16 protein-coding genes are annotated in these 19,826 nt (G+C 65.5%); 8 read left to right on the top strand and 8 right to left on the bottom strand.

Annotation, left to right across the window (positions count from 1 at the left end; translation table 11 throughout):
- Positions 1 to 17: 17 nt before the first annotated feature.
- The 5 genes from accC to dsbD all read right to left on the bottom strand — a co-directional run bounded on the left by accC (position 18) and on the right by dsbD (position 5,681).
- Positions 18 to 1,385 carry an acetyl-CoA carboxylase biotin carboxylase subunit gene (gene accC, locus ACW7G1_RS11845; RefSeq protein WP_456979966.1) on the bottom strand — a complete coding sequence of 456 codons (1,368 nt, stop codon included), beginning with the start codon at positions 1,383 to 1,385 and terminating at the stop codon, positions 18 to 20.
- A gap of 10 nt (positions 1,386 to 1,395) precedes the next feature.
- Positions 1,396 to 1,890, bottom strand: coding sequence for an acetyl-CoA carboxylase biotin carboxyl carrier protein (gene accB, locus ACW7G1_RS11840; RefSeq protein WP_456979965.1), 495 nt, complete (start codon positions 1,888 to 1,890; stop codon positions 1,396 to 1,398).
- Between the two features lie 69 nt (positions 1,891 to 1,959).
- Positions 1,960 to 2,403: a type II 3-dehydroquinate dehydratase gene (locus tag ACW7G1_RS11835; RefSeq protein WP_456979964.1), complete on the bottom strand. Its 444-nt coding sequence runs from the start codon at positions 2,401 to 2,403 to the stop codon at positions 1,960 to 1,962.
- 144 nt (positions 2,404 to 2,547) lie between these two features.
- A complete protein-coding gene (locus tag ACW7G1_RS11830) occupies positions 2,548 to 3,144 on the bottom strand; it encodes a redoxin family protein (protein WP_456979963.1) in 597 nt (198 codons plus the stop codon).
- Positions 3,141 to 5,681, bottom strand: a complete 2,541-nt coding sequence (gene dsbD / locus ACW7G1_RS11825; RefSeq protein WP_456979962.1) for a protein-disulfide reductase DsbD — start codon at positions 5,679 to 5,681, stop codon at positions 3,141 to 3,143. Before dsbD ends, ACW7G1_RS11830 begins: the two co-directional genes overlap by 4 nt.
- Before the next feature lie 623 nt (positions 5,682 to 6,304).
- On the opposite strand from dsbD, the gene groES reads away from it, so the two are divergent.
- The 3 genes from groES to ACW7G1_RS11810 all read left to right on the top strand — a co-directional run bounded on the left by groES (position 6,305) and on the right by ACW7G1_RS11810 (position 9,738).
- A complete protein-coding gene (gene groES, locus ACW7G1_RS11820; RefSeq protein WP_456963359.1) occupies positions 6,305 to 6,592 on the top strand; it encodes a co-chaperone GroES in 288 nt (95 codons plus the stop codon).
- Between the two features lie 68 nt (positions 6,593 to 6,660).
- Entirely contained in the window at positions 6,661 to 8,319 is a 1,659-nt protein-coding gene (gene groL, locus ACW7G1_RS11815) for a chaperonin GroEL (RefSeq protein WP_456979961.1), read from the top strand.
- A 423-nt stretch (positions 8,320 to 8,742) separates the two neighbouring features.
- Positions 8,743 to 9,738 carry a LysR substrate-binding domain-containing protein gene (locus ACW7G1_RS11810; protein WP_456979960.1) on the top strand — a complete coding sequence of 332 codons (996 nt, stop codon included), beginning with the start codon at positions 8,743 to 8,745 and terminating at the stop codon, positions 9,736 to 9,738.
- 24 nt (positions 9,739 to 9,762) lie between these two features.
- Here ACW7G1_RS11810 and ACW7G1_RS11805 read toward each other — a convergent pair whose 3' ends face one another.
- Positions 9,763 to 10,272 carry a hypothetical protein gene (locus tag ACW7G1_RS11805; protein WP_456979959.1) on the bottom strand — a complete coding sequence of 170 codons (510 nt, stop codon included), beginning with the start codon at positions 10,270 to 10,272 and terminating at the stop codon, positions 9,763 to 9,765.
- A gap of 36 nt (positions 10,273 to 10,308) precedes the next feature.
- Positions 10,309 to 13,293 (bottom strand): TonB-dependent receptor plug domain-containing protein, encoded by a 2,985-nt coding sequence (locus ACW7G1_RS11800; RefSeq protein ID WP_456979958.1) that lies wholly within the window; start codon positions 13,291 to 13,293, stop codon positions 10,309 to 10,311.
- 260 nt (positions 13,294 to 13,553) lie between these two features.
- Here ACW7G1_RS11800 and glnE point away from each other — a divergent pair, with 260 nt between their 5' ends.
- Positions 13,554 to 16,469 carry a bifunctional [glutamate--ammonia ligase]-adenylyl-L-tyrosine phosphorylase/[glutamate--ammonia-ligase] adenylyltransferase gene (gene glnE / locus ACW7G1_RS11795; protein WP_456979957.1) on the top strand — a complete coding sequence of 972 codons (2,916 nt, stop codon included), beginning with the start codon at positions 13,554 to 13,556 and terminating at the stop codon, positions 16,467 to 16,469.
- Positions 16,470 to 16,481: 12 nt separating this feature from the next.
- Here glnE and ACW7G1_RS11790 read toward each other — a convergent pair whose 3' ends face one another.
- Entirely contained in the window at positions 16,482 to 17,444 is a 963-nt protein-coding gene (locus ACW7G1_RS11790; RefSeq protein WP_456979956.1) for a mitochondrial fission ELM1 family protein, read from the bottom strand.
- Positions 17,445 to 17,605: 161 nt separating this feature from the next.
- Between ACW7G1_RS11790 and ACW7G1_RS11785 the strand changes: the two genes are divergently transcribed.
- From ACW7G1_RS11785 to ACW7G1_RS11770, 4 genes are all read left to right on the top strand, one after another.
- A complete protein-coding gene (locus ACW7G1_RS11785) occupies positions 17,606 to 18,205 on the top strand; it encodes a malonic semialdehyde reductase (RefSeq protein ID WP_456979955.1) in 600 nt (199 codons plus the stop codon).
- 71 nt (positions 18,206 to 18,276) lie between these two features.
- Positions 18,277 to 18,864: a YceI family protein gene (locus tag ACW7G1_RS11780; RefSeq protein ID WP_456979954.1), complete on the top strand. Its 588-nt coding sequence runs from the start codon at positions 18,277 to 18,279 to the stop codon at positions 18,862 to 18,864.
- A 9-nt stretch (positions 18,865 to 18,873) separates the two neighbouring features.
- Positions 18,874 to 19,593, top strand: a complete 720-nt coding sequence (locus ACW7G1_RS11775; RefSeq protein WP_456979953.1) for a pirin family protein — start codon at positions 18,874 to 18,876, stop codon at positions 19,591 to 19,593.
- Positions 19,594 to 19,628: 35 nt separating this feature from the next.
- Entirely contained in the window at positions 19,629 to 19,826 is a 198-nt protein-coding gene (locus ACW7G1_RS11770; protein WP_456979952.1) for a zinc-finger domain-containing protein, read from the top strand.

The raw sequence follows: 19,826 nt of genomic DNA, 5'->3' as shown, positions 1-19,826 counted from the left end.
ACAGCCCGACAGCCCGATCAGACGATCGAGAGCGACTTTTCCTTCTGCTCCTTCAGCCGCTTTTCCAGGTAATGGATGTTCTGCCCACCCTGCTGGAAGCCGACGTCGGCCAGAATGCGCTGGTGCAGGGGGATGTTGGTCTTGATGCCGTCGATCACCATCTCGCTGAGCGCCACGCGCATGCGGGCGATCGCGGTTTCGCGGTCGGGGCCGTGCACGATCAGCTTGCCGATCATCGAGTCGTAGTTCGGTGGCACGCGGTAACCGGCATAGATGTGGCTATCCACGCGCACGCCCGGGCCGCCCGGCGCGTGGAACTCCTGGATCAGGCCCGGACTGGGCATGAAGGTTTCCGGATCCTCGGCATTGATCCGGCACTCGATCGAGTGGCCGTTGATCACGATGTCTTCCTGCTTGATGCTCAATTTTTGACCGCTGGCGATCATCAGCTGCTCGCGGATCAGGTCGATGCCGGTGATCATCTCGGTGACCGGGTGCTCGACCTGGATGCGGGTGTTCATCTCGATGAAATAGAACCGGCCGTCCTCGTACAGGAACTCGAACGTGCCCGCGCCGCGGTAGCCGATGCGGATGCAGGCATCGACGCAGACCTGGCCGATGTCGGCGCGCTGCTGGTCGCTGATGCCGGGCGCCGGCGCTTCCTCGACCACCTTCTGGTGACGGCGCTGCATCGAGCAGTCGCGCTCGCCCAGGTGGATCGCGCCGCCCTGGCCGTCGGCAAGGACCTGGATCTCGACGTGGCGCGGGTTCTCCAGGAACTTCTCCATGTAGACCATGTCGTTGCCGAACGCGGCCTTGGCCTCGGCCTTGGTGGTCTGGATCGCGGTGACCAGCGCGGCCTCGGTGTGGACGACGCGCATGCCGCGCCCGCCGCCGCCGCCGGAGGCCTTGACGATCACCGGGTAGCCGATCTCGCGGCCGATCTTGATGTTGGCCTGAGGCTCATCGCCCAGCGGGCCGCCACTGCCCGGCACGCACGGCACGCCGGCTTCTTTCATCGCGCGGATCGCTTCGACCTTGTCGCCCATCAGGCGGATGGTCTCGGCCTTGGGGCCGATGAAGATGAAACCCGACTCCTCCACGCGCTCGGCAAAATCGGCGTTCTCGGCCAGGAAGCCGTAGCCGGGGTGGATCGCCTGGGCGTCGGTGACTTCGGCCGCGGAGATCAGCGAAGCCATGTTGAGGTAGCTGTCGGTCGACGGCGCCGGGCCGATGCAGACCGACTCGTCGGCCATGGCCACGTGCTTTAGGTTGCGATCGACAGTGGAATGCACCGCGACCGTGTGGATGCCCAGTGCGTGGCAGGCACGCAGGATACGCAGCGCGATTTCGCCCCGGTTGGCGATGACGACTTTGTCCAGCATCGACCCGGCCTCAGCCGATCACGAACAGGGGCTGGTCGAACTCGACCGGCTGGCCGCTCTCGGCCACGACCTTGAGCACGGTCCCGGAGGCGTCGGCCTCGATCGGGTTGAACATCTTCATCGCCTCGATGATGCCGATGGTGTCGCCGGCGGCCACGGTCTGGCCAACAGTGACGAACGGCGGCTTGTCCGGCGCCGGGGACGAGTAGAACGTACCGACCATCGGTGCGCGCACGACGTGGCCCTCGGGCAACGCCTGCCCCGGAGTCGATCCGGCGCCGCTGTCGGCCGGTTTGCTGCCGCCGGTGGCGGCATCCACTGGCGAGGCCATCGGCATCGGCGGCAGGGGAGCCGCCATCGGCGCATACGCTGGTGCAACCGCCGGAAAGCCGCCGCGCGGCGTGCGCGCCAGGCGGACGGATTCCTCACCTTCCTTGATCTCGATCTCGGCCAGGTTGGACTCTTCCAGCAGGTCGATCAGTTTCTTTATTTTTCGCAGGTCCATGGTGGGCCCTCTTGATGTTTGATCGGGTGCCGCCGAGGCGACGGAATAAATGGTCGGTGTGCCTGGGGTTCAGGCGGTCGCCAGCCGCAACAAGGCGGCATCGAGGGCGTAACGGTAGCTGTCGGCACCGAAGCCGGCGACCACGCCCAGTGCCAGGTCGCTGAAGTAACTGTAGGAGCGGAACGGCTCGCGGGCGTGCGGGTTGGACAAGTGAATTTCGTAAAACGGTATCCCAACGGCGGCGAGCGCATCGCGCAGGGCCACGCTGGTATGCGTGAAGGCGGCCGGGTTGAGCAGGATCAGCGTGGTGCCATCACTGCGCGCCACATGCACCCGTTCCACCAGTTCGTGCTCGGCATTGGACTGCAGGCTGTCGAGTTGATGCCCCGCGGCGACGGCGGTGGCACGCAAGCGGGAATCGATCTCGGCCAGGGTGGCACTGCCATAGATGGCCGGCTCGCGCTCGCCAAGCAAATTGAGGTTGGGACCATGCAGGAGCAGCAATTTTGCCATGTTGGGCCGGCTATCGGAAAGGTCGGCAGTGTGGCGGAGCGCGGGTCAGCTGTCCAGAAGTTCGCAGTTGTTTCGCCGAAGTTGTCGCAAATTAAGCGGCTGTTTGAAAAATGCCAAGGTTCGGGAATACCGCTGTCCCGGCGGTTATTGGCGCACCCAATGATCAATCTCGCCGGGCCGAAAGGGGCCGATCTTCTGCTTGACGAGCCGGCCCTGGCCATCCAGCAGGACCGTATACGGCAGCACGCCTCGCAGATTGCCCAGTTGCACGCCGGAATCGGCCGGTCCGGCGGCATCGATCAGGATCGGATAATTGACTGGAACCTTCTGCAAAAACGCGGCCACGGCGGCCGCTTCGTCCAGCGCGATGCCGACCACCTGGGTCCCATCCGCGGCTTGGCTGGCGGCAAAGCGGTCCAACTCCGGCATCTCCTCGATGCACGGGCCACACCAGCTGGCCCAGAAGTTGATCAACTGGGGACGGCCGAGGTGCGCCGCTGGCAATTCGATGATGCGGCCGTCCAGGTCCGGCAGCTGCAAGGTCGGTATCGTCTCGCCGCGCTTGGCGACTGCAAGCCCGGCCGGCGCGGGCGGCGCCGTGGCCGAGATCGCCTGCTGCAGGGTGCGCTGGCCGAGATCACTGCGCAGCAACGGATCGGAACCGTTGAACCACAACCCGGCAACGGCGCCCACGATGCCGGCGGCCACCGCGACCAACACGATCCGGGTGCCGGACTTCATGTTCCAGCTCCCATCGAGCTACGTGCGACTTGCGCGCGTTCGGCGAACTTGCCTGCTTTTTCGAAGCCGAACAGCCGCAGTTCGCGTTTCTCGGCACCGTCGACGTAGTACAACGTGGCCGGCGGGCCGATGATGCCGAGTGCCTTCATCAGTGCCTGGTCCGTGGAGTCGTTGGCGGTGACATCGGCCTTGAGCAGGACGAAACCATCCAGCGCTGTGTGCACTTGCGGCTCGGGGAAGGTGTATTTCTCCATCTCCTTGCAGGCCACGCACCAATCGGCATAGAAATCCAGCAGCAGCGGTTGGCCGGCGTCGTGCGCGGCAGCGACTTCGCGCTCCAGGTCGGCCACCGACTTGATGAATCGGAACGGCAGCTCGCGCGATTCCGTCGCCGTGCCCGAGGCCAGACCGTCGAGCGGACGCAGCGGGTCGCTGCTGCCGGCCAGCGAGCCGACCAGCTGGCTCGCCCCGACCACGCCGAGTGCGATGGCGGCGGTCCAGCCCAGCACTCGCAGCACGTCGCGGGCGGCGGGTCTGGTGGCCGCCAGTGCCAGCGACGCCGCCGCTGCAATCAACAGCAAGCCCCACAGCGCCAGGGTCCAGGAGTCGGGTAGCACCCGCGACAACATCCATATCGCCAGACCCAGGAACACGAAGCCGAACGCGCGCTGCACCGCGACCATCCACGGCCCGCTGGTCGGCAGTCCCTTGCCGGCGGCGACGCCGAACGCCAGTAGCGGCACGCCCATGCCCATCGCCAGCAGGAACAACGCGGCACCACCAAATACCGGGTCCTGGGTCTGGCCGATGTAGAGCACGGCCGCGGCCAGTGGCGGTGCCACGCAGGGGCCGACGATCAGCGCCGACAGCGCGCCCATCACGGCCACGCCGGCCAGTGAGCCACCGCGCTGATGGTCGGCCAGCGAGCCCAGCCGATTGCGCAGGCCCGACGGCAACTGCAACTCGTACAGGCCGAAGCTGGACAGTGCCAGTGCGACAAACAGCAGGGCGAACGTGCCCAATGCCCACGGGTTCTGGAAGGCAATCTGCACGTTCGCGCCCACCAGCCCCGCCACCACGCCGGCGACCGTGAACACCAGCGCACTGGCGAACACGTAAACGAAGGACAGCCCGAATGCGCGCCCGGCCCCCAGACCCTTGTCGTGGCCGGCGGACGCGCCGGCAATCAGTCCCGACAGGATCGGGATCATCGGCAGCACGCAAGGCGTAAATGCCAACAACAGGCCGAATCCGAAGAAGCTCAGCAGCGCCCACCAGCGGCTCGGTCCCGACAAAGCGTCGGCCAGCAGGCTGTCCTGCGCTTGCGGTAGCTGGTTGGTTGCTGGTGCACCGGCACCGTCGGTGTTGCCGGGGGAATCAAACCCATTGGCGTCCGCCGTGGCGGCCTCGGGGGTGGCTGTCCCGATCGCGGCCCTGGAGTCCTGGTCGGCACTGCTCGCTACCGGCGAATCCGGAATATCGGCGGCCACTTCGTTGACGGTAGGCGCGTCGGCAGGGGTGCTCGCCCCTTTTACCGCAGCCGTTGCGATGGCCACCGTGCCGGTCGGCAACGCCACCTCGACCGTTCGCGTCATCGGTGGATAACAGATGCCATCGTTCTGGCAACCCTGGAAGGTTGCGGTCAGCGCGACCGTGGTCGCATCCGCGCGTTGGCGTATCAGTGGCAGGGGTACGTCGATCTGGTCGAAATACACCACGACATCGCCGAAATGTTCGTCGCTGTGGTCCGTCCCGCGCGGCCATTGAGGTTTGCCCAGGCGGATGCCAGCGTCGTTTGCGGCCAACGCCAGCGTGGTGTTGTCGCGATACAGGTAATACCCGCTCGCAGGAGTGAAGCGCAGTAACAACGAGTCCCCGTCGCCGGCAATGGCCTCGAAGCCGAACGCCTGCTCGGGCGGTAGTGGCAACGGGTCGGTGCCGCTATTCGTCCAGCCGCCAAGCAACGAGCCCGATGATCGGGAGCCCGACAGCAGCGGATTGGCACTAATCGTGTTCGACAGGCCGCTCCCGGAACGCGGCGACACCACGTTTGCCGGGTCCGCGTTTGCCGGGCCCGCGGCGGATGGGTCCAGTGTCGCTGGCTGCGCCGGCAACGCTACCGTCAGCGTACGGGTCTGGGGCGGGTAGCAGATGCCCAGGTCCGCACAGCCCTGGTACTTGACCGTCAACGTCGTGCTGGCCGCCGCCGCCGTGCCCGGCAGCCTGGCGCTGAGCCGGTCACGATAGGTTTCGACCTTGCCGAAGAACTCGTCTTCGTGGGCCTGGCCCTTGGGCAGCTGCAGCGGCCTTGCCTCGAAACCGGCGTCGGTGGTCACCGAGATGCGATGGCGGTAGAGGTAGTAGCCATCGGCGATCTTCCACTGGATGGCGACCGCATCGGCGCTTCCGGCGCGTGCGCTGACCGCGAATGCCTCGTCGACCGGCAACAGGTCATCGGGATTGATCGCCGCACCTGCGGGCAATGCCAGCGCCGCCAGTACGACAAGGGCGCTGACCCATGTCGTCCACCTGCCCATGCGTCGAATGCAGCGCGGCGAAGGGTTCGGTTCAGTCATCGTCATCATTTATCTGTTCGGCGATCCACGCCAGGTACGGGGCGTGTCCGCCGACGGCTTCGACCGCGATCAACTCCAGGAGTTCTTAAGCAATAAACGATCACGACCGACATGCGGACGATTGTACTGATGCGGGCTGTCCGTGACGGCGGTGGCCTTTGCCCGCCGTCACGACCCGGGATAGTGCTCGGGCGGCAGCACCGATAGTGTTTGCCTATGGCAAAAGTGACGAAAATCGGCCAATATTGCCGCTGGCCGACAAGGAGTTGGCTTTGACGAGGGGGTCAGGTCAGGGAGGGGCGCAGGGATGCGCCGAGCTGGATGCCATTCCCGAACCAGGAGAGCGCGTTTCCCATGGGAGGCGCGCTTTTTCTTTATCGGATTACGCCGGCTTGGAGCTTGCCGCCGCCGTGGGCAATTAATCCGCGGACGAGCCCTTGAAAGCCCTGCCGCACGCCCCATCTTCGTGTGCAGTCCCGGCTTGTCGGGCGCGCTGGCAGTTGATCCGGTATCGGTCGGGTCGGCGCGAGCGTCGAAATCCCACCGTTTTACGATTTTTTCAACCATCTACGAGGTTGCTGCAAATGAATATCAAGCCGCTGTTCGACCGCGTGGTCATCAAACGCATGGAAGAAGAAAAGATGTCCGCTGGCGGCATCGTGATCCCGGACTCCGCCACCGAGAAGCCGATCAAGGGCGAGGTTGTCGCCGTTGGCGAAGGCAAGACCCTGGACAATGGCAGCGTGCGCGCCCCGAAGGTCAAGGCCGGCGACAAGGTGCTGTTCGGCAAGTACAGCGGCACCGAGGTCAAGCTGGACGGTACCGACCTGCTGGTGGTGAAGGAAGACGACATCTTCGCGATCCTCGACTGATCCGAGTGTTGCCGGCCATATCGGCCAACTACTTTTTCCCTAATTTTAGTTTTTTGAGGTTTTAGACAATGGCTGCCAAGGAAATTCGTTTCGGCGAAGACGCGCGCTCCAAGATGCTGCGCGGTGTCAACACGCTCGCCAATGCCGTCAAGGCAACTCTGGGCCCGAAGGGCCGCAACGTCGTGCTCGACAAGAGCTATGGCGCCCCGACGATCACCAAGGACGGCGTGTCCGTCGCCAAGGAGATCGAGCTGGCCGACAAGTTCGAGAACATGGGCGCGCAGATGGTCAAGGAAGTCGCCTCGCGCACTTCCGATGATGCCGGCGACGGCACCACCACCGCGACCGTGCTGGCCCAGGCGTTCATCCGCGAGGGCATGAAGGCGGTCGCCGCCGGCATGAACCCGATGGACCTCAAGCGCGGCATCGACAAGGCCGTGACCGAGGCCGTCGCCGAGCTGAAGAAGCTTTCCAAGCCGTCCTCGACCAGCAAGGAAATCGCCCAGGTCGGTACCATCTCGGCCAACTCCGATGCCAACATCGGTGACCTGATCGCCAAGGCGATGGACAAGGTCGGCAAGGAAGGCGTGATCACCGTTGAAGACGGTTCGGGCCTGGACAACGAGCTGGACGTGGTCGAGGGCATGCAGTTCGACCGTGGCTACCTGTCGCCGTACTTCATCAACAACCAGCAGTCGATGCAGGCCGACCTGGAAGACCCGTTCATCCTGCTTTACGACAAGAAGATCTCCAACGTGCGTGACCTGCTCCCGGTCCTGGAAGGCGTGGCGAAGGCGGGCAAGCCGTTGCTGATCGTCGCCGAGGACGTGGAAGGCGAAGCGCTGGCGACCCTGGTGGTCAACACCATCCGCGGCATCGTCAAGGTCTGCGCCGTCAAGGCTCCGGGCTTCGGCGATCGTCGCAAGGCGATGCTGGAAGACATGGCCGTACTCACCGGCGGCACCGTGATCTCCGAGGAAGTCGGCCTGCAGCTCGAGAAGGCGACCATCGCCGACCTGGGCCGTGCCAAGAAGGTGCAGATCTCCAAGGAGAACACCACCGTGATCGACGGCGCCGGCGAGACCGGTGGCATCGAGGCGCGCATCAAGCAGATCAAGGCGCAGATCGAAGAGACCTCTTCGGACTACGACCGCGAGAAGCTGCAGGAGCGCGTGGCCAAGCTGGCCGGTGGCGTGGCGGTGATCAAGGTCGGTGCCTCGACCGAGATGGAAATGAAGGAAAAGAAGGCCCGCGTCGAAGATGCCCTGCACGCCACGCGCGCTGCAGTGGAAGAAGGCGTGGTCCCGGGCGGCGGCGTCGCCCTGATCCGTGCGCTGGCCGCGATCACCGGTTTGAAGGGTGACAACGAAGACCAGAACCACGGTATCGCCATTGCCCTGCGGGCGATGGAAGCGCCGTTGCGCGAGATCGTCATCAACGCTGGTGAAGAAGCCTCGGTGATCCTCAACAAGGTCATGGAAGGCAAGGGTAGCTACGGCTACAACGCCGCCAACGGCGAGTATGGCGACATGCTCGAGTTCGGCATCCTGGACCCGACCAAGGTCACCCGCACCGCGCTGCAGAATGCCGCGTCGATCGCCGGTCTGATGATCACCACCGAAGCGATGGTGGGCGAGCTGCCGAAGAAGGACGAGCCCGCGATGGGTGGCGGCGGCGACATGGGTGGGATGGGCGGCATGGGCGGCATGGGCGGCATGGGCTTCTAAGCCTTTCCACCGGCACTGCCTGCAAGACAAGAGGCCCCGCAGCGATGTGGGGCCTTTTTGTTTCCAGACGGTCGTAATACAGAACCCGCTGGTTCTGTTTTGCACTGCAGCGTGCAACCCGACTAACAACTCCTTCACAGTTGGGCCGCATCCCGACGTGGGGGAGGGAGCAGGCCCGTTACCGGTTCGTCCGGGGCGGGCTTTTTAGTGGTTCTTCGAAAGCCGGGGAACCGCTGATCCAGTCGAGCGTGATCCAGTCAAGCGCATCGTGTCGTCGGATGCCGCGTCGTGTCCGCGAAGCAACGATGAACGGGATCGTGCCAAAGCCGTCGTCCCAGCGTTGCAGCATCTGCGGCAATGGCGTCCGTGTGGTGATGGATCATCGCTGTCTGCCGATCAAGGCGGGATGCCAGGAAGGCGCTGATGACGTTGGTCCAGTTGCACCAGTTTGTCGCGATCGTCGACTGCCGGTTGAACATTACGGCGGCTGCGTTGCGGATGCATGCAACCCAGTCCGGGCTGTCGAAGCAGCTCAGGCAGTTCGAGGACGGGTTGGGCTTCCAGTTGTTCACGCGCAGTGGCCGCAGCCTGGCGGCGTTGACGCCGGCCGGTGAGCGTGTGCTGGATCACGCCCGCAGGGTGTTGGCCGAGGCCGCCAACATCCAGGCGCTGGCGGCCAACCTGCGTCGCGACGAGCAGGGCGAGCTGCGTATCGCCACGACCCACACGCAGGCGCGTTATGCCTTGCCCTACCTGTTGTCGCGATTGAAAAAGCGCTTTCCCGGTGTTGCCGTCCACCTGGCCCCGGGTGGCGATGCCGAATCGTTGGCGCGCCTGGCTCGGGGTGAGGCCGACATGGCGATCATCAGCACCGGTGGTGCGGCGCCGGAAGCCCACCTGGCGCTGCCGCTCTATCGTTGGGACCGGGCGGTGCTGGTTCCGGCAGGCCATCCGCTTGCACGGCAGCGGAGTCTTGCGGTGGCCGATCTGGCGCGGCATCCCCTGGTGAGCTACGAGTCCAGCCGCGAACCCGGCTCTTCGTTGCGTCGTGCCTTCGGTACGGTGGGCCTGGAGCCGCAGATCGCCCTGACCGCCCGCGATGGCGATCTGATCAAAACCTATGTGCGCGAAGGAGTGGGCGTCGGCATCGTGGCCGAGATGGCCGTCACGGTCGACGACCGGGATCTGGTGGCTCTGCCCGGAAACGGACTGTGGCCTTCCTGCACCACCTGGCTCCTGTTGCGGCGTGACCACTTGCTGCGCGACTACAGCCACGCGTTGATCGCCAGCCTGATGCCGCATGTCCCCGGCAACGAACTCCGGCGTGCGTTGAATGATGGCGAGGTGCCGGCGCACGAACCGCTGTATTGGCAGGCGTGGTGCAAGGCGCGGACAGCGGGCCGGACGCTCCCTTCCTGAGCGCGTCCGGCTTGCTGTACGGGGTTATTTGCGTGGCGTGGTGGTCAACGGCAAGTAGACCGAGAACGGCTCCTCGTTGGGGTCCAGTTCCACCAGACGCTCGTCCCAGTGGTCGATGGTGAGCGACCAGCGCTCCTTCTCGGCCCGGACGTAGTCCTTCAGGTTGGGGTAGAGCTTCTTGATCAGTTCGGCGCGCGAGATGTCGGCCGGCTGCTTCGTCGGGTCGCTGATGCTGATGATCGCGATATCCCAGGGCTGGCCCGGCGAGTGATTGCCGGCCGCGTAGATGGTCGAGCTGATGGTGTTGCCGTGGTCGACGCCGTATTGCACGATCGGCTTGTGGTACTGCTTGTACAGCGCCAGCCATTCATCCTGCTTGCCGGGCGGGGTCTTGTAGTAGGAGAGGCTGACCTGGTTCTTGCCGACGCCGCGGCCGTTCTGGGCCTGGGCGGATGCCTCGCCCAGGCCGAAGGTGCCGATGAAGCCCAGTACGGCGGCGATGACGAGGGTTTTTCTTGCGGTGGCGATGCTCATTTTTCCTGTTCTCTCGTGGTGGTGGTTGAGGTGGGGTTACAGCCGGACGTTGAGGCTGAGGTAGTACTGGCGCCCGTAGATGTCGTAGACGCTTGCGTTGGTGGAACCCGATGAACTCCCGACCTGTGGCGGCCCCTTGTCGGCGAGGTTGTTGATGCCTCCACGGATCGACCAGGTACCGTCGATGCGCCAGGTGCCGTACAGGTCGAAGTAGTCATGCGCGGCCACGCCCGGTGTGGTCGAGGCGGGATTTGTCACCCGCGATGCGTGCTGTTGCGAGCCGAGGTGGCGCCAACGCAAGCCGGCGGTGAACGCGCTGTCGTCGTATTCCAGGTGGCTGACGGACTTCCAGCGCGGCAGCGTGCCGATCGTTCCGGCGTAGTCGTATACGGGCCCGCCCGGTTCCAGTTGCTGTTCGAATTTCTCGACGTAGCTGACGATCGAGCCCGCGCTCAGGCGTCCGTTGGCGCGGTCGAAGCCCAAAGCGTCCAGCTTGGCGTGCCAGTCGAACTGCACGTCCACGCCCGATGTCCGGTAGCCGCCCAGGTTGAGGGTGGGCAGGCCCACGCTGGTGATCAGGCCGGTGACCGGATCGCGGGTGATCTGGCGGCAGTTGTCGTTGGCCTGCGACAAGGCGGGGTTGGAGACGCCGTCCTGGTTGAAGCAGCGCGCCAGGATCCGGGTGGCGTCGATGGTGCCGATCACGTCCTTGATCCGGATGTCGTAGTAGTCCACCGCCGCCGACAGCCCGGACCACAGTGGCCGGGAGGAGGTCGAGTTCCAGACCGCGCCGACGGTGTAGGTGTCGGCGGTTTCCGGCTTCAACAGAACATTGCCGGAGCTGGTGGCCAGCACTTCGTCCTGCAGGTTGTCGAAAGTGTCGACCAACCCGGCCGGGACACCCTGTTGCAGGCAGAGTTCACGTACCGCCGCCGCATCGGTCCCGGTGCGCGCCTGGCTCAAGGCATGGCACTGGTCGCCGGCGCCGCTGGCCATCGTGCCGATGTTGGGAATCGACACACTGGGCGCGACGAACAACTCGCCCACGCTGGGTGCGCGCACGGCGCGCTGGTAGCTGCCACGCAGCCGCAACGGCTCGTTGATGCCCCAGTTGATGTCGGCCTTGTAGGTGTTCACGCCGCCGGCATGCTGGTAGTCCGAGTAGCGCCAGCCCAGGCCGACGTCGAGGGATTCGGCGAAGGTCCGTCCGCTGAGCAAGGGCAGCAGGGTCTCGGCGTAGATCTCGTGGACCCGGCTGCTGCCGGCGCTGGGCCCGGTGCGGAACACGCCGACGATGTCGCCGCGCTGCAGCAGCCGATCGGGCTGGTAGGCGTAGGCATCGTTGCGGTACCCCAGTCCGGCGGCGAAGCGCGCATCGCCAGCGGGCAGCGACAGCAGCCGGCCTTCCAGGTTGGCCTCGACCACGTCCTGCTCCAGCACCGTGTGGCTGAGGGGTGTGGCGACCAGGAAATCGCGGCAGCTGTCCGAGAGCACGCTCAGCCCGAACGGGTTGTAGCCTCCCGTGCACAGGCTCTTGCCGCCATCGGGTGCATTCAGCAGTGAGGTGAGCGCGGAAACCACCACCGCGCCGCGGTTTGCCTCCAGCAGCCGGGTTCGGCCGCGGGAGGCGTATACGTCCCAACTGCCATCGACCGCCGGCAGCGTGCCCTTCACGCCTGCCAGGAACTGGTGGACATCGAAATCGCGCTCGAAGGTTCGCGGCCCGGCTTCCGCCTGGAAGCGCTTCTCGAACCGGAAGGGTGCGTCGGGATCTGCCCGCGACGCGAGGATCGCCTGCAGGTCGGCAGAAATGAACGGGTTGCTCACCGGCACCGAAAAGGCGTCGTTGCCCGCTTCGGCGCCGACCCAGGCCGAGGTGGTGGTGTAGATGAACTGGCCGTAGGCAGTGATGTCCTCGTTGATCGAGAAACGCAGGCGGCCGAACGCGCTCTGGCGCTCCAGCGGCACCTGCAGTTGCACGAACTGGTTGAGGTTGTTGAGCTGGGTGCCGGTGTTGAACAGCAGCCCGTCCGGGCCACGGTAGTTCAGCGGGCCGTTGTTGGCGGAGAACAGGCTGCCGTCATCGTTGTAGCCCAGCACCGACTGCGCCGGCACCCGGCCCGGATCGATCCCGTAGCCGTCGAACACCGCATCCACTGCGGCCTGCGAGGGTGGATTGATGCTGGGCCGGTAGATTCCGGTAGGCAGGCGGAAGTCGCTGCCGCCCTGGGATTGGCGGAAGAACGCGCGGGACATGTAGTCCACGCCGTCGCGCTCGGTATGGGACAACGACAGCGTCGCGTTGCCGCGCCCGTCGGCGAAGTTGCCGCCCACAGTGAGCGACACGTCCCTGGTCGCGCCATCGCCGGGCTCGTAGACCGAGTACTGGCTGTCCAGTTCGACGCCTTCGAAGTGCTCGTCGAGCTTGACGTTGACCACGCCGCTGATCGCATCCGACCCGTAGGCCGCCGATGCGCCGCCGGAGATGATCTCGATGTCCCGGATCAGCGCCTTGGGGATGGTGTTGATGTCGACCACTTGCAGCGTGTCGGAAGGCTGCAAGCGGCGGCCATCCAGCAGCACCAGATTGCGGCGGGCACCCAGACCGCGGAGGTTCAAGCTGGCGCGGCCGGTCCCGCCCCAGGCCGCGTTGGTCTGGTTGGCGCCGATGCCCAGTTGCGGCAACTGGTTCAGGGCGGCTTCGATGGTGACGGCGCCGGTGTGGTTGAGCGCCTCGCGGCTGACGGTGGTGGTGGGGCTGCTGGCCTCGTAATCCGGACGCGTGATGCGTGACCCGGTGACCACCACCGCATCCAGTTGGGTCGCCAATGACGCGGTGGACGGCGCGCTGGCGATGGGCGACGAGTTGCTGACGGTGGCGTTGGATGCGTCGGGAAGGGCAGCGCTGTCGCTGCCGGGAGCTTCCTGCGCCCAGGCGGTCATCACCAACGCTTGGCCGATCAGCAGGGTGAGAAGTGCCGGTCGCAACGCGTGACGCGTCGCTTTGGAATGGGAGTTCATCGTGAGTTCCAGCAGGTGGGGTGAAGGTCGGAAGTCCCCGTGACGCGTGTTGCGGTGCGTCATGATTTCCGACGGACCGACTTTGCAGGCTGGGTTTATATCTGTCTATGCGGATGGATGTAATTTCTTATGACGTTTGCTTATGTCGATATGAGCGCCCTGCCGGCTCCGCTGCGTTGCGCCGCTCTGTCGATGACGCGAAGGTGGCGTCTGCCGTGATGGCGCGCGGAGGTCGACCGACGGCATGCCATCATTCCGGCATGAGTCCCATATCCCTTTCTGTTGCCGAGCTCGTCCAGCCGGCCGTCGAACGTGCGTTGGCGCAGTTGCAGGCAAGCCAGGCGGCGATTGGCCGGACGTGGGACGAGCGCGCGGCGCAGCGTTGCCAGCGAGTGGCGATCGCCAGCGACTTTGCGATCGCCACCCTGGCAAAACAACCCGCGCTGCTGGCCCGGCTGTTGGCGGACGATGGCGATGTGCCGTTGCCGGTACCGGAACTGCTGGCCGACAATCGTGACCAGTGGCCCTCGTTGCTGCGGCGCTATCGCACCGCCGAGTCGACCCGGCTGGTCTGGCGTGACGTGCACGGGATGGATGACGTCGATGCCACATTGGCCGGCAGCACAGCCCTGGCCGAAACCTGCCTGAGAATCGCCTTGGATGCGCTGGAACAGGAATTCTCCGTCCACCACGGGGTGGTGCGCGACACGGACGGCAGCGTGCAGCGGCTGGTCGTGTTCGCATTGGGAAAACTGGGAGGCGGCGAGTTGAACTTCAGCTCCGACGTCGACCTGGTCTATGGCTACGACCAGCCCGGCGAGGGGACGCTGGCGGCCAGTGACGGCGCGCGCGGGCTCGCGGCGGAAACCTGGTTTTCCCGCCTGGGCCAGCAATTGGCCAAGTTGCTGGACGAGGTCACCGCCGACGGTTTCTGCCACCGCGTCGACCTGCGGCTGCGCCCGTATGGCAACGCCGGACGGGTCGCGTGGTCGTTCCCGGCGATGGAACAGTACTTCCAGCGCGAGGGGCGTGACTGGGAGCGTTACGCCTGGCAGAAGGCGCGGCCCGTGGCCGGCGATATCGAGGCAGGCAGGCTCTTACTGGAAACGCTGCGCCCGTTCGTGTATCGCCGTTATCTCGATTACGGAGCGCTCGACGGTCTGCGCGCGATGAAGGCGACCATCGCCGCCGAGGTGGCGCGAAAGGAGCTGGCCGATGACATCAAGCGCGGCCCCGGCGGTATCCGCGAGGTCGAGTTCCTGGTCCAGGCGCTGCAGCTGATCCGTGGCGGGCGGGAGCCGGCATTGCGCCAGCGCGCGCTTCAACCGGCGTTGACGGCGCTGGTGGAAGCCCACCAGATAGAACCCGGAGCCGGTGCCGCATTGGCCCAGGCCTACCGGTTCCTGCGCCGGCTTGAGAACCGTCTGCAGATGCTGCGCGACCAGCAAACCCACGCGTTGCCCGAAGACGCGAGCGACCGGGCCCGGATCGCGGTGGGCCTGGGCTATGCGGACTGGAATGGCTTGCATGAAGCACTGGACGGTCACCGCGCGGTGATCAACGAGGAGTTCAATGCACTGCTGGCGCCACGTGAACGCAAACAGGCGCCGGGCGCGCTGGCCGACTACTGGCTGGCTTTGCCCACAGCCGGCGATGCACAGGTGTTGGCCGATGCCGGGTTTGACGATGCTGCGCAGGCGGACGGATTGCTGCGTGATTTCGCGCGCAGCCTGGGTGTGCGGGGGTTGTCGGACATTACCCGCGGGCGCCTGGGCCGGGTTTTGCCCGCATTGGTCCAGGGCGCTGCGACCTCCAGCCAGCCGCTGCTTGGTCTGCGCCGGATGCTGGCACTGCTGCACAACATCCTGCGCCGTAGCGCCTACCTGGCCTTGCTGGATGAGCAGCCCGCCGCATTGGCGCGCCTGGTCGAGGTGGTCAGCCAGAGTGCGCTGCTGGCCGAGCGACTGGCGTCGTACCCACTATTGCTTGATGAGTTGTTGGATGCCCGCATTGGCGGCCCGTTGCCGGACCGCGAGGCGTTGATCGCCGCCTGTACCGCGGTCGCCAACCACGTCAACGATAGCGCCGTCGATGCGCCGGAGGCGGTGCTCAACAAGTTGAACGAAGTGCGCCAGGCGCTGAGCTTCCGCATTGCCATGGCGCATCGTGATGGCCGGCAACCCGCCGGTGCCAGCGCGGGCCAGCTGGCGTGGCTGGCCGACGGTGTCATACGGCGGGTAGTGGCATTGGCGGAGGGTGAGATCAATCGTGCCCACGGCCGCTTGCCGGGCGCCCGTTTTGCGGTGCTGGGCTACGGTTCCCTCGGCGGGGAGGAGCTGGGTTTCGGGTCCGACCTGGACCTGGTGTTCCTGTACGACATCGACACCAGCAGCGAGCCCGGCGGGCGCGATGGCGATGTCCGCGATGGTCATGGCAAGGACGTGATGTCCGATGGCAAGCGCCCGCTGGACGCGTCGCGCTGGTTTGCCAGGCTGGCGCAGAAGGTAGTCGCATTGCTCGATACCCCGTCGGTCGCCGGTCGCCTGTACGAGGTCGACGTGCGCCTGCGGCCCGACGGTGCCAAGGGACTGCTGGTGTCCAGCCTGGCGAGTTTCTCCGAGTACCAAAGCCAGCGTGCGTGGAACTGGGAGCACCAGGCGCTGGTCCGCGCACGATGCGTGACCGGCGATCCCGGCCTGTGTGCCAGCTTCGGCAAGCTTCGTCGCGACATCCTCGCGCGCCCGCGTGATCCGGCGACCGTGCGCGCCGATGTATCGAAAATGCGCGTGCGGATGCGCGCCGAGCTCGACCGCAGCGAGAGCCCCGGGTCGCCCGGCGCACGTTTTGATCTCAAGCAGGGCGAGGCCGGTCTGGTGGACCTGGAGTTCCTGTTGCAAGCGCTGGTGCTGGACCATGCCGACGGGGCGCCCGGGTTGATGCAGCCGCGCGACACGTCGGGCTTGATCGAGGCGATGCACGATGCCGCGGTGTTCGACGACCCGACCCGGGCGTCGCTCCAGGCGGCCCATGCCACGTTGCTGGCGCGCGGCCTGGAATGCAGCCTGGATCGCCGGGCGCGTCGGCTGCCACTGGACGAATCCATCCAGCTGGCGCGCAGCGCGATCCGCGCCGCGGTGCAGCGCCATGGCCTGGAATTCAATCCTGCTGGAATTTAATCCTGCCGGAATTTAATCCTGATTGAGCCGACGCTGCACTTCGGCGGCCACGCGCGCCGTCTCGCGCAGTGGGGTCACCGCAAAGGGCGCCATCGTGTCGTCGACCGGGCGCACCCGGCCCGAGCCGAGCAGGGTATCGAGGAAGCGCCGGGGCCGGCCCTTCAGTTGCTCCAGTCCGGCGACGAACACCGGCACATTGGTTGCGCATGCCTCCGACAGCATGTTGACCGAATCGGCGGTGCACACGATGCGGTCCGCGCACGCCAGCAGGCCCGGATAGGGATTGGCACCATCGCCGGGCCCGCTCCAGACCATGCCGCTGCGGCCGGCGACATGGTGACGAAGCCGGCCTGCCAACTCCGCCGGTGTCCGCCGGGAAGTCGTAACCAGCAGGCAACCGTCTTCGGCTTCCGTGCAGCGTTGCACGCGGGTGGCAATGGCCTCCAGTATCGCCGGCTCGTATCGTGCGTGCGCACTGCTCCCGCCCAGCAACAGCGCGGTCCGCGGTTGCGGCAGGGTCGCCAACGCGCTGAACCGGCGTCGCGCGGCGGCCAGCCATTGCTCATCGACCGGATGCAGGCTGCCCAGCAACGGAATCACGTTGTCGCCTTCCAACTGGTCATGCTCCGGGGCGATCACCAGATCCCAATGGCGGGTCGCGATCCGTGGATCCAGTATCTGCACGCTGCGCGACCCGAGCCGACGCAGCAACCGGGTCGCCAGTGCGGCTTGACGGCCGCAGCCGATGGCCAGCTCCGGTGGCTTGGACAAGGCTTGGGCGAAGTCCGGCCCGAATGCCCGGCGCGCCAGGATGGATCCACGTGGTGCCGTCCACCGCCAGGGTACGCGGGCGTGCAGCGTCCAGTCGCGCGCCGACCGGGACAGTGCCGCCGCCAATGCGTGGGCCTGGCGCAGGTTGCCGGAGTGACCATCGGTCAGGACCCAGGTGGATCCCTGGGGGTTCAATCGTTCCATTTTTGTACGTAATCCGTTTTAAAACGCTCAATGGCAATGCATAATCGAGACCATACACTTGTCGGGTACGCGGCAATCCCGCAGTGCGGCCACCGACCGGCGGCAATGACGGCAGGCGCCGCTTTCCCACTCAGACTTGTCCGATCCCATGGAGATCATAAATGCCCCAGACCCGACACGACGCGCTCGACCAGCCGGCACTTGACCAGTTGTTCCGCACCGCCCGCACCCACAACGAGCTGGGAGGGGAGGTCAGCGACGCGACCTTGCGCCAACTGTATGAGCTGGTGAAGTGGGGTCCGACCAGTGCCAACATGAGTCCGGCGCGTTTCGTGTTCGTGAAATCGACCGAGGCCAAGGCCAAGCTTGGCCCGGCGCTGGATGAGGGCAATCACGCCAAGACCATGGCCGCGCCGGTCACGGTGATCGTCGCCTTTGACGAGGACTTCCACGAGAAGCTGCCGTACCTGTTCCCGCATACCGACGCCAAGGGCTGGTTCGACGGCCCGCGCGAGAACCGCAGCCCGGCGGCGTTCCGCAACGGCAGCTTGCAGGGCGCCTACTTGATACTTGCCGCGCGCGCGCTGGGCCTGGACACCGGCCCGATGTCGGGTTTCGACAACGCGAAGGTCGACGAGGCATTCTTCAAGGGCACGGCGATCAAGTCCAACTTCCTGGTCAACCTTGGCCATGGCGACACCGACGCGTTGTTTCCCCGTTCGCCGCGACTGCCCTTCGATGAGGCGGCGCGGATTCTGTGAGTCGGCACGTCCTGCGCGCCGATAGCTTCAATACCCCCCCAATACCACCCGATATTTTGAGGAATTACATCATGTTCAAGCGACTGATCCTTGTTGCCGCCCTGGCCACCGCCAGCACCGCCGTCTTTGCCGCTCCTGTGACCTACCAGCTCGATCCCGCGCATACCGACGTGATCGCGCAATGGAGCCATTTCGGCTTCTCCAATCCGAGCATGCACTTCGGACAGGCCGATGGCGTGCTGGTGTATGACGCCGACAACGTTGCCGCATCCAGCGTGCAGGTGACCCTGCCGATGTCGGGCCTGGACAGCTTCACCGCCGACTTCGACGAGCACCTGCGCAGCGCCGATTTCTTCGATATGGCGGCCTTCCCGGCGGCCACTTTCAAGAGCACCAAGGTCGAAGCCGCCGGCGAAGGCAAACTGAAGGTCACCGGTGAGCTGACCATCAAGGACATCACCAAGCCGGTGGTGCTGGATGTGACCCTCAACAAGGCCGGCGAGAACATGGGCGGGCAACAGGCGATTGGTTTTGATGCCACCACCGTGATCAAGCGCACCGATTTCGGTGTCGGCATGTACGCCCCGGCGGTCAGCGATGAGGTGCGCATCCGCATCACCACCGAGGCGTCGGTGCCCAAAATCGAAACAGCGGAGTAACCTCCGCGCATGATCATCGAACGCCCTTCCGACAGTCGTGGCCACGGGCCGGAGCAGGTGGATTGGCTGGACAGCCGGCACACCTTCTCATTCGGCAGTTATTACGACCCTGAGTGGATGGGCTTCGGTGTCCTGCGGGTCATCAACGAGGATCGCGTCGCGCCCGGTGCGGGTTTCCCGACCCATCACCACGGCAACATGGAGATCCTAAGTTACGTGTTGTCGGGCTCGCTGGCGCACCGCGACAGCAGCGGCGCCGAGGGCGTGGTCCCGGCAGGTGGCTTGCAGTGGATGGGTGCCGGCCACGGGGTGGATCACAGTGAGTACAACCACTCCTCGACCGAGCCGGTGCATTTCCTGCAGATATGGCTGCAGCCTGACCGGGTCAACGCGGCACCGGGCCACGCGTTGCGGGAAGAGACCAGCGGCGAAGGCTGGCAACTGCTGGCCTCGCCCGATGGTGCGAGTGGCAGTATCGCGATCCGCCAGGACGCTCGACTGTACAAGATCGAGCTTGAGCCAGGCCTGGCGGCGTCGCATGCGCTTGATCCCAAACGTCGCTATTGGCTGCATGTGGCCAGCGGCGAGGTGGTGGCGAATGGTCGCGAACTCGGCCCGGGGGATGCCCTGGGTTTCAGCCAGGAATCGGTGCTGTTGCAACTGGTCGGGAGCGGCGCACGGACGGCCGATGTGCTGCTGTTCGACTTGCCCGGCGCAGCTGACTGGTAAACTGGCCTTCCATTTCGCATCGGCTTGAATCCGCCATGACTGCAGTCCAGGACCACCCCACACAGGCCAACGCCGAGCGGCTTTACAACGTCACCCGGGCCGACCTGCCGTTGAGTTGCCCGTTGCCGTCCATGGCGCTGTGGAACTCGCACCCCCGGGTCTACATGCCGATCGAGGAAGAGCTGGAGACCGATTGTCCCTACTGCGGCGCGCACTTCGTCCTGGTCGACTGA

Source organism: Lysobacter sp. A378 (assembly GCF_054052125.1).
The sequence above is the reverse complement of the archived record's forward strand: the minus strand, read 5'-3'. Positions and strand labels throughout refer to the sequence as shown.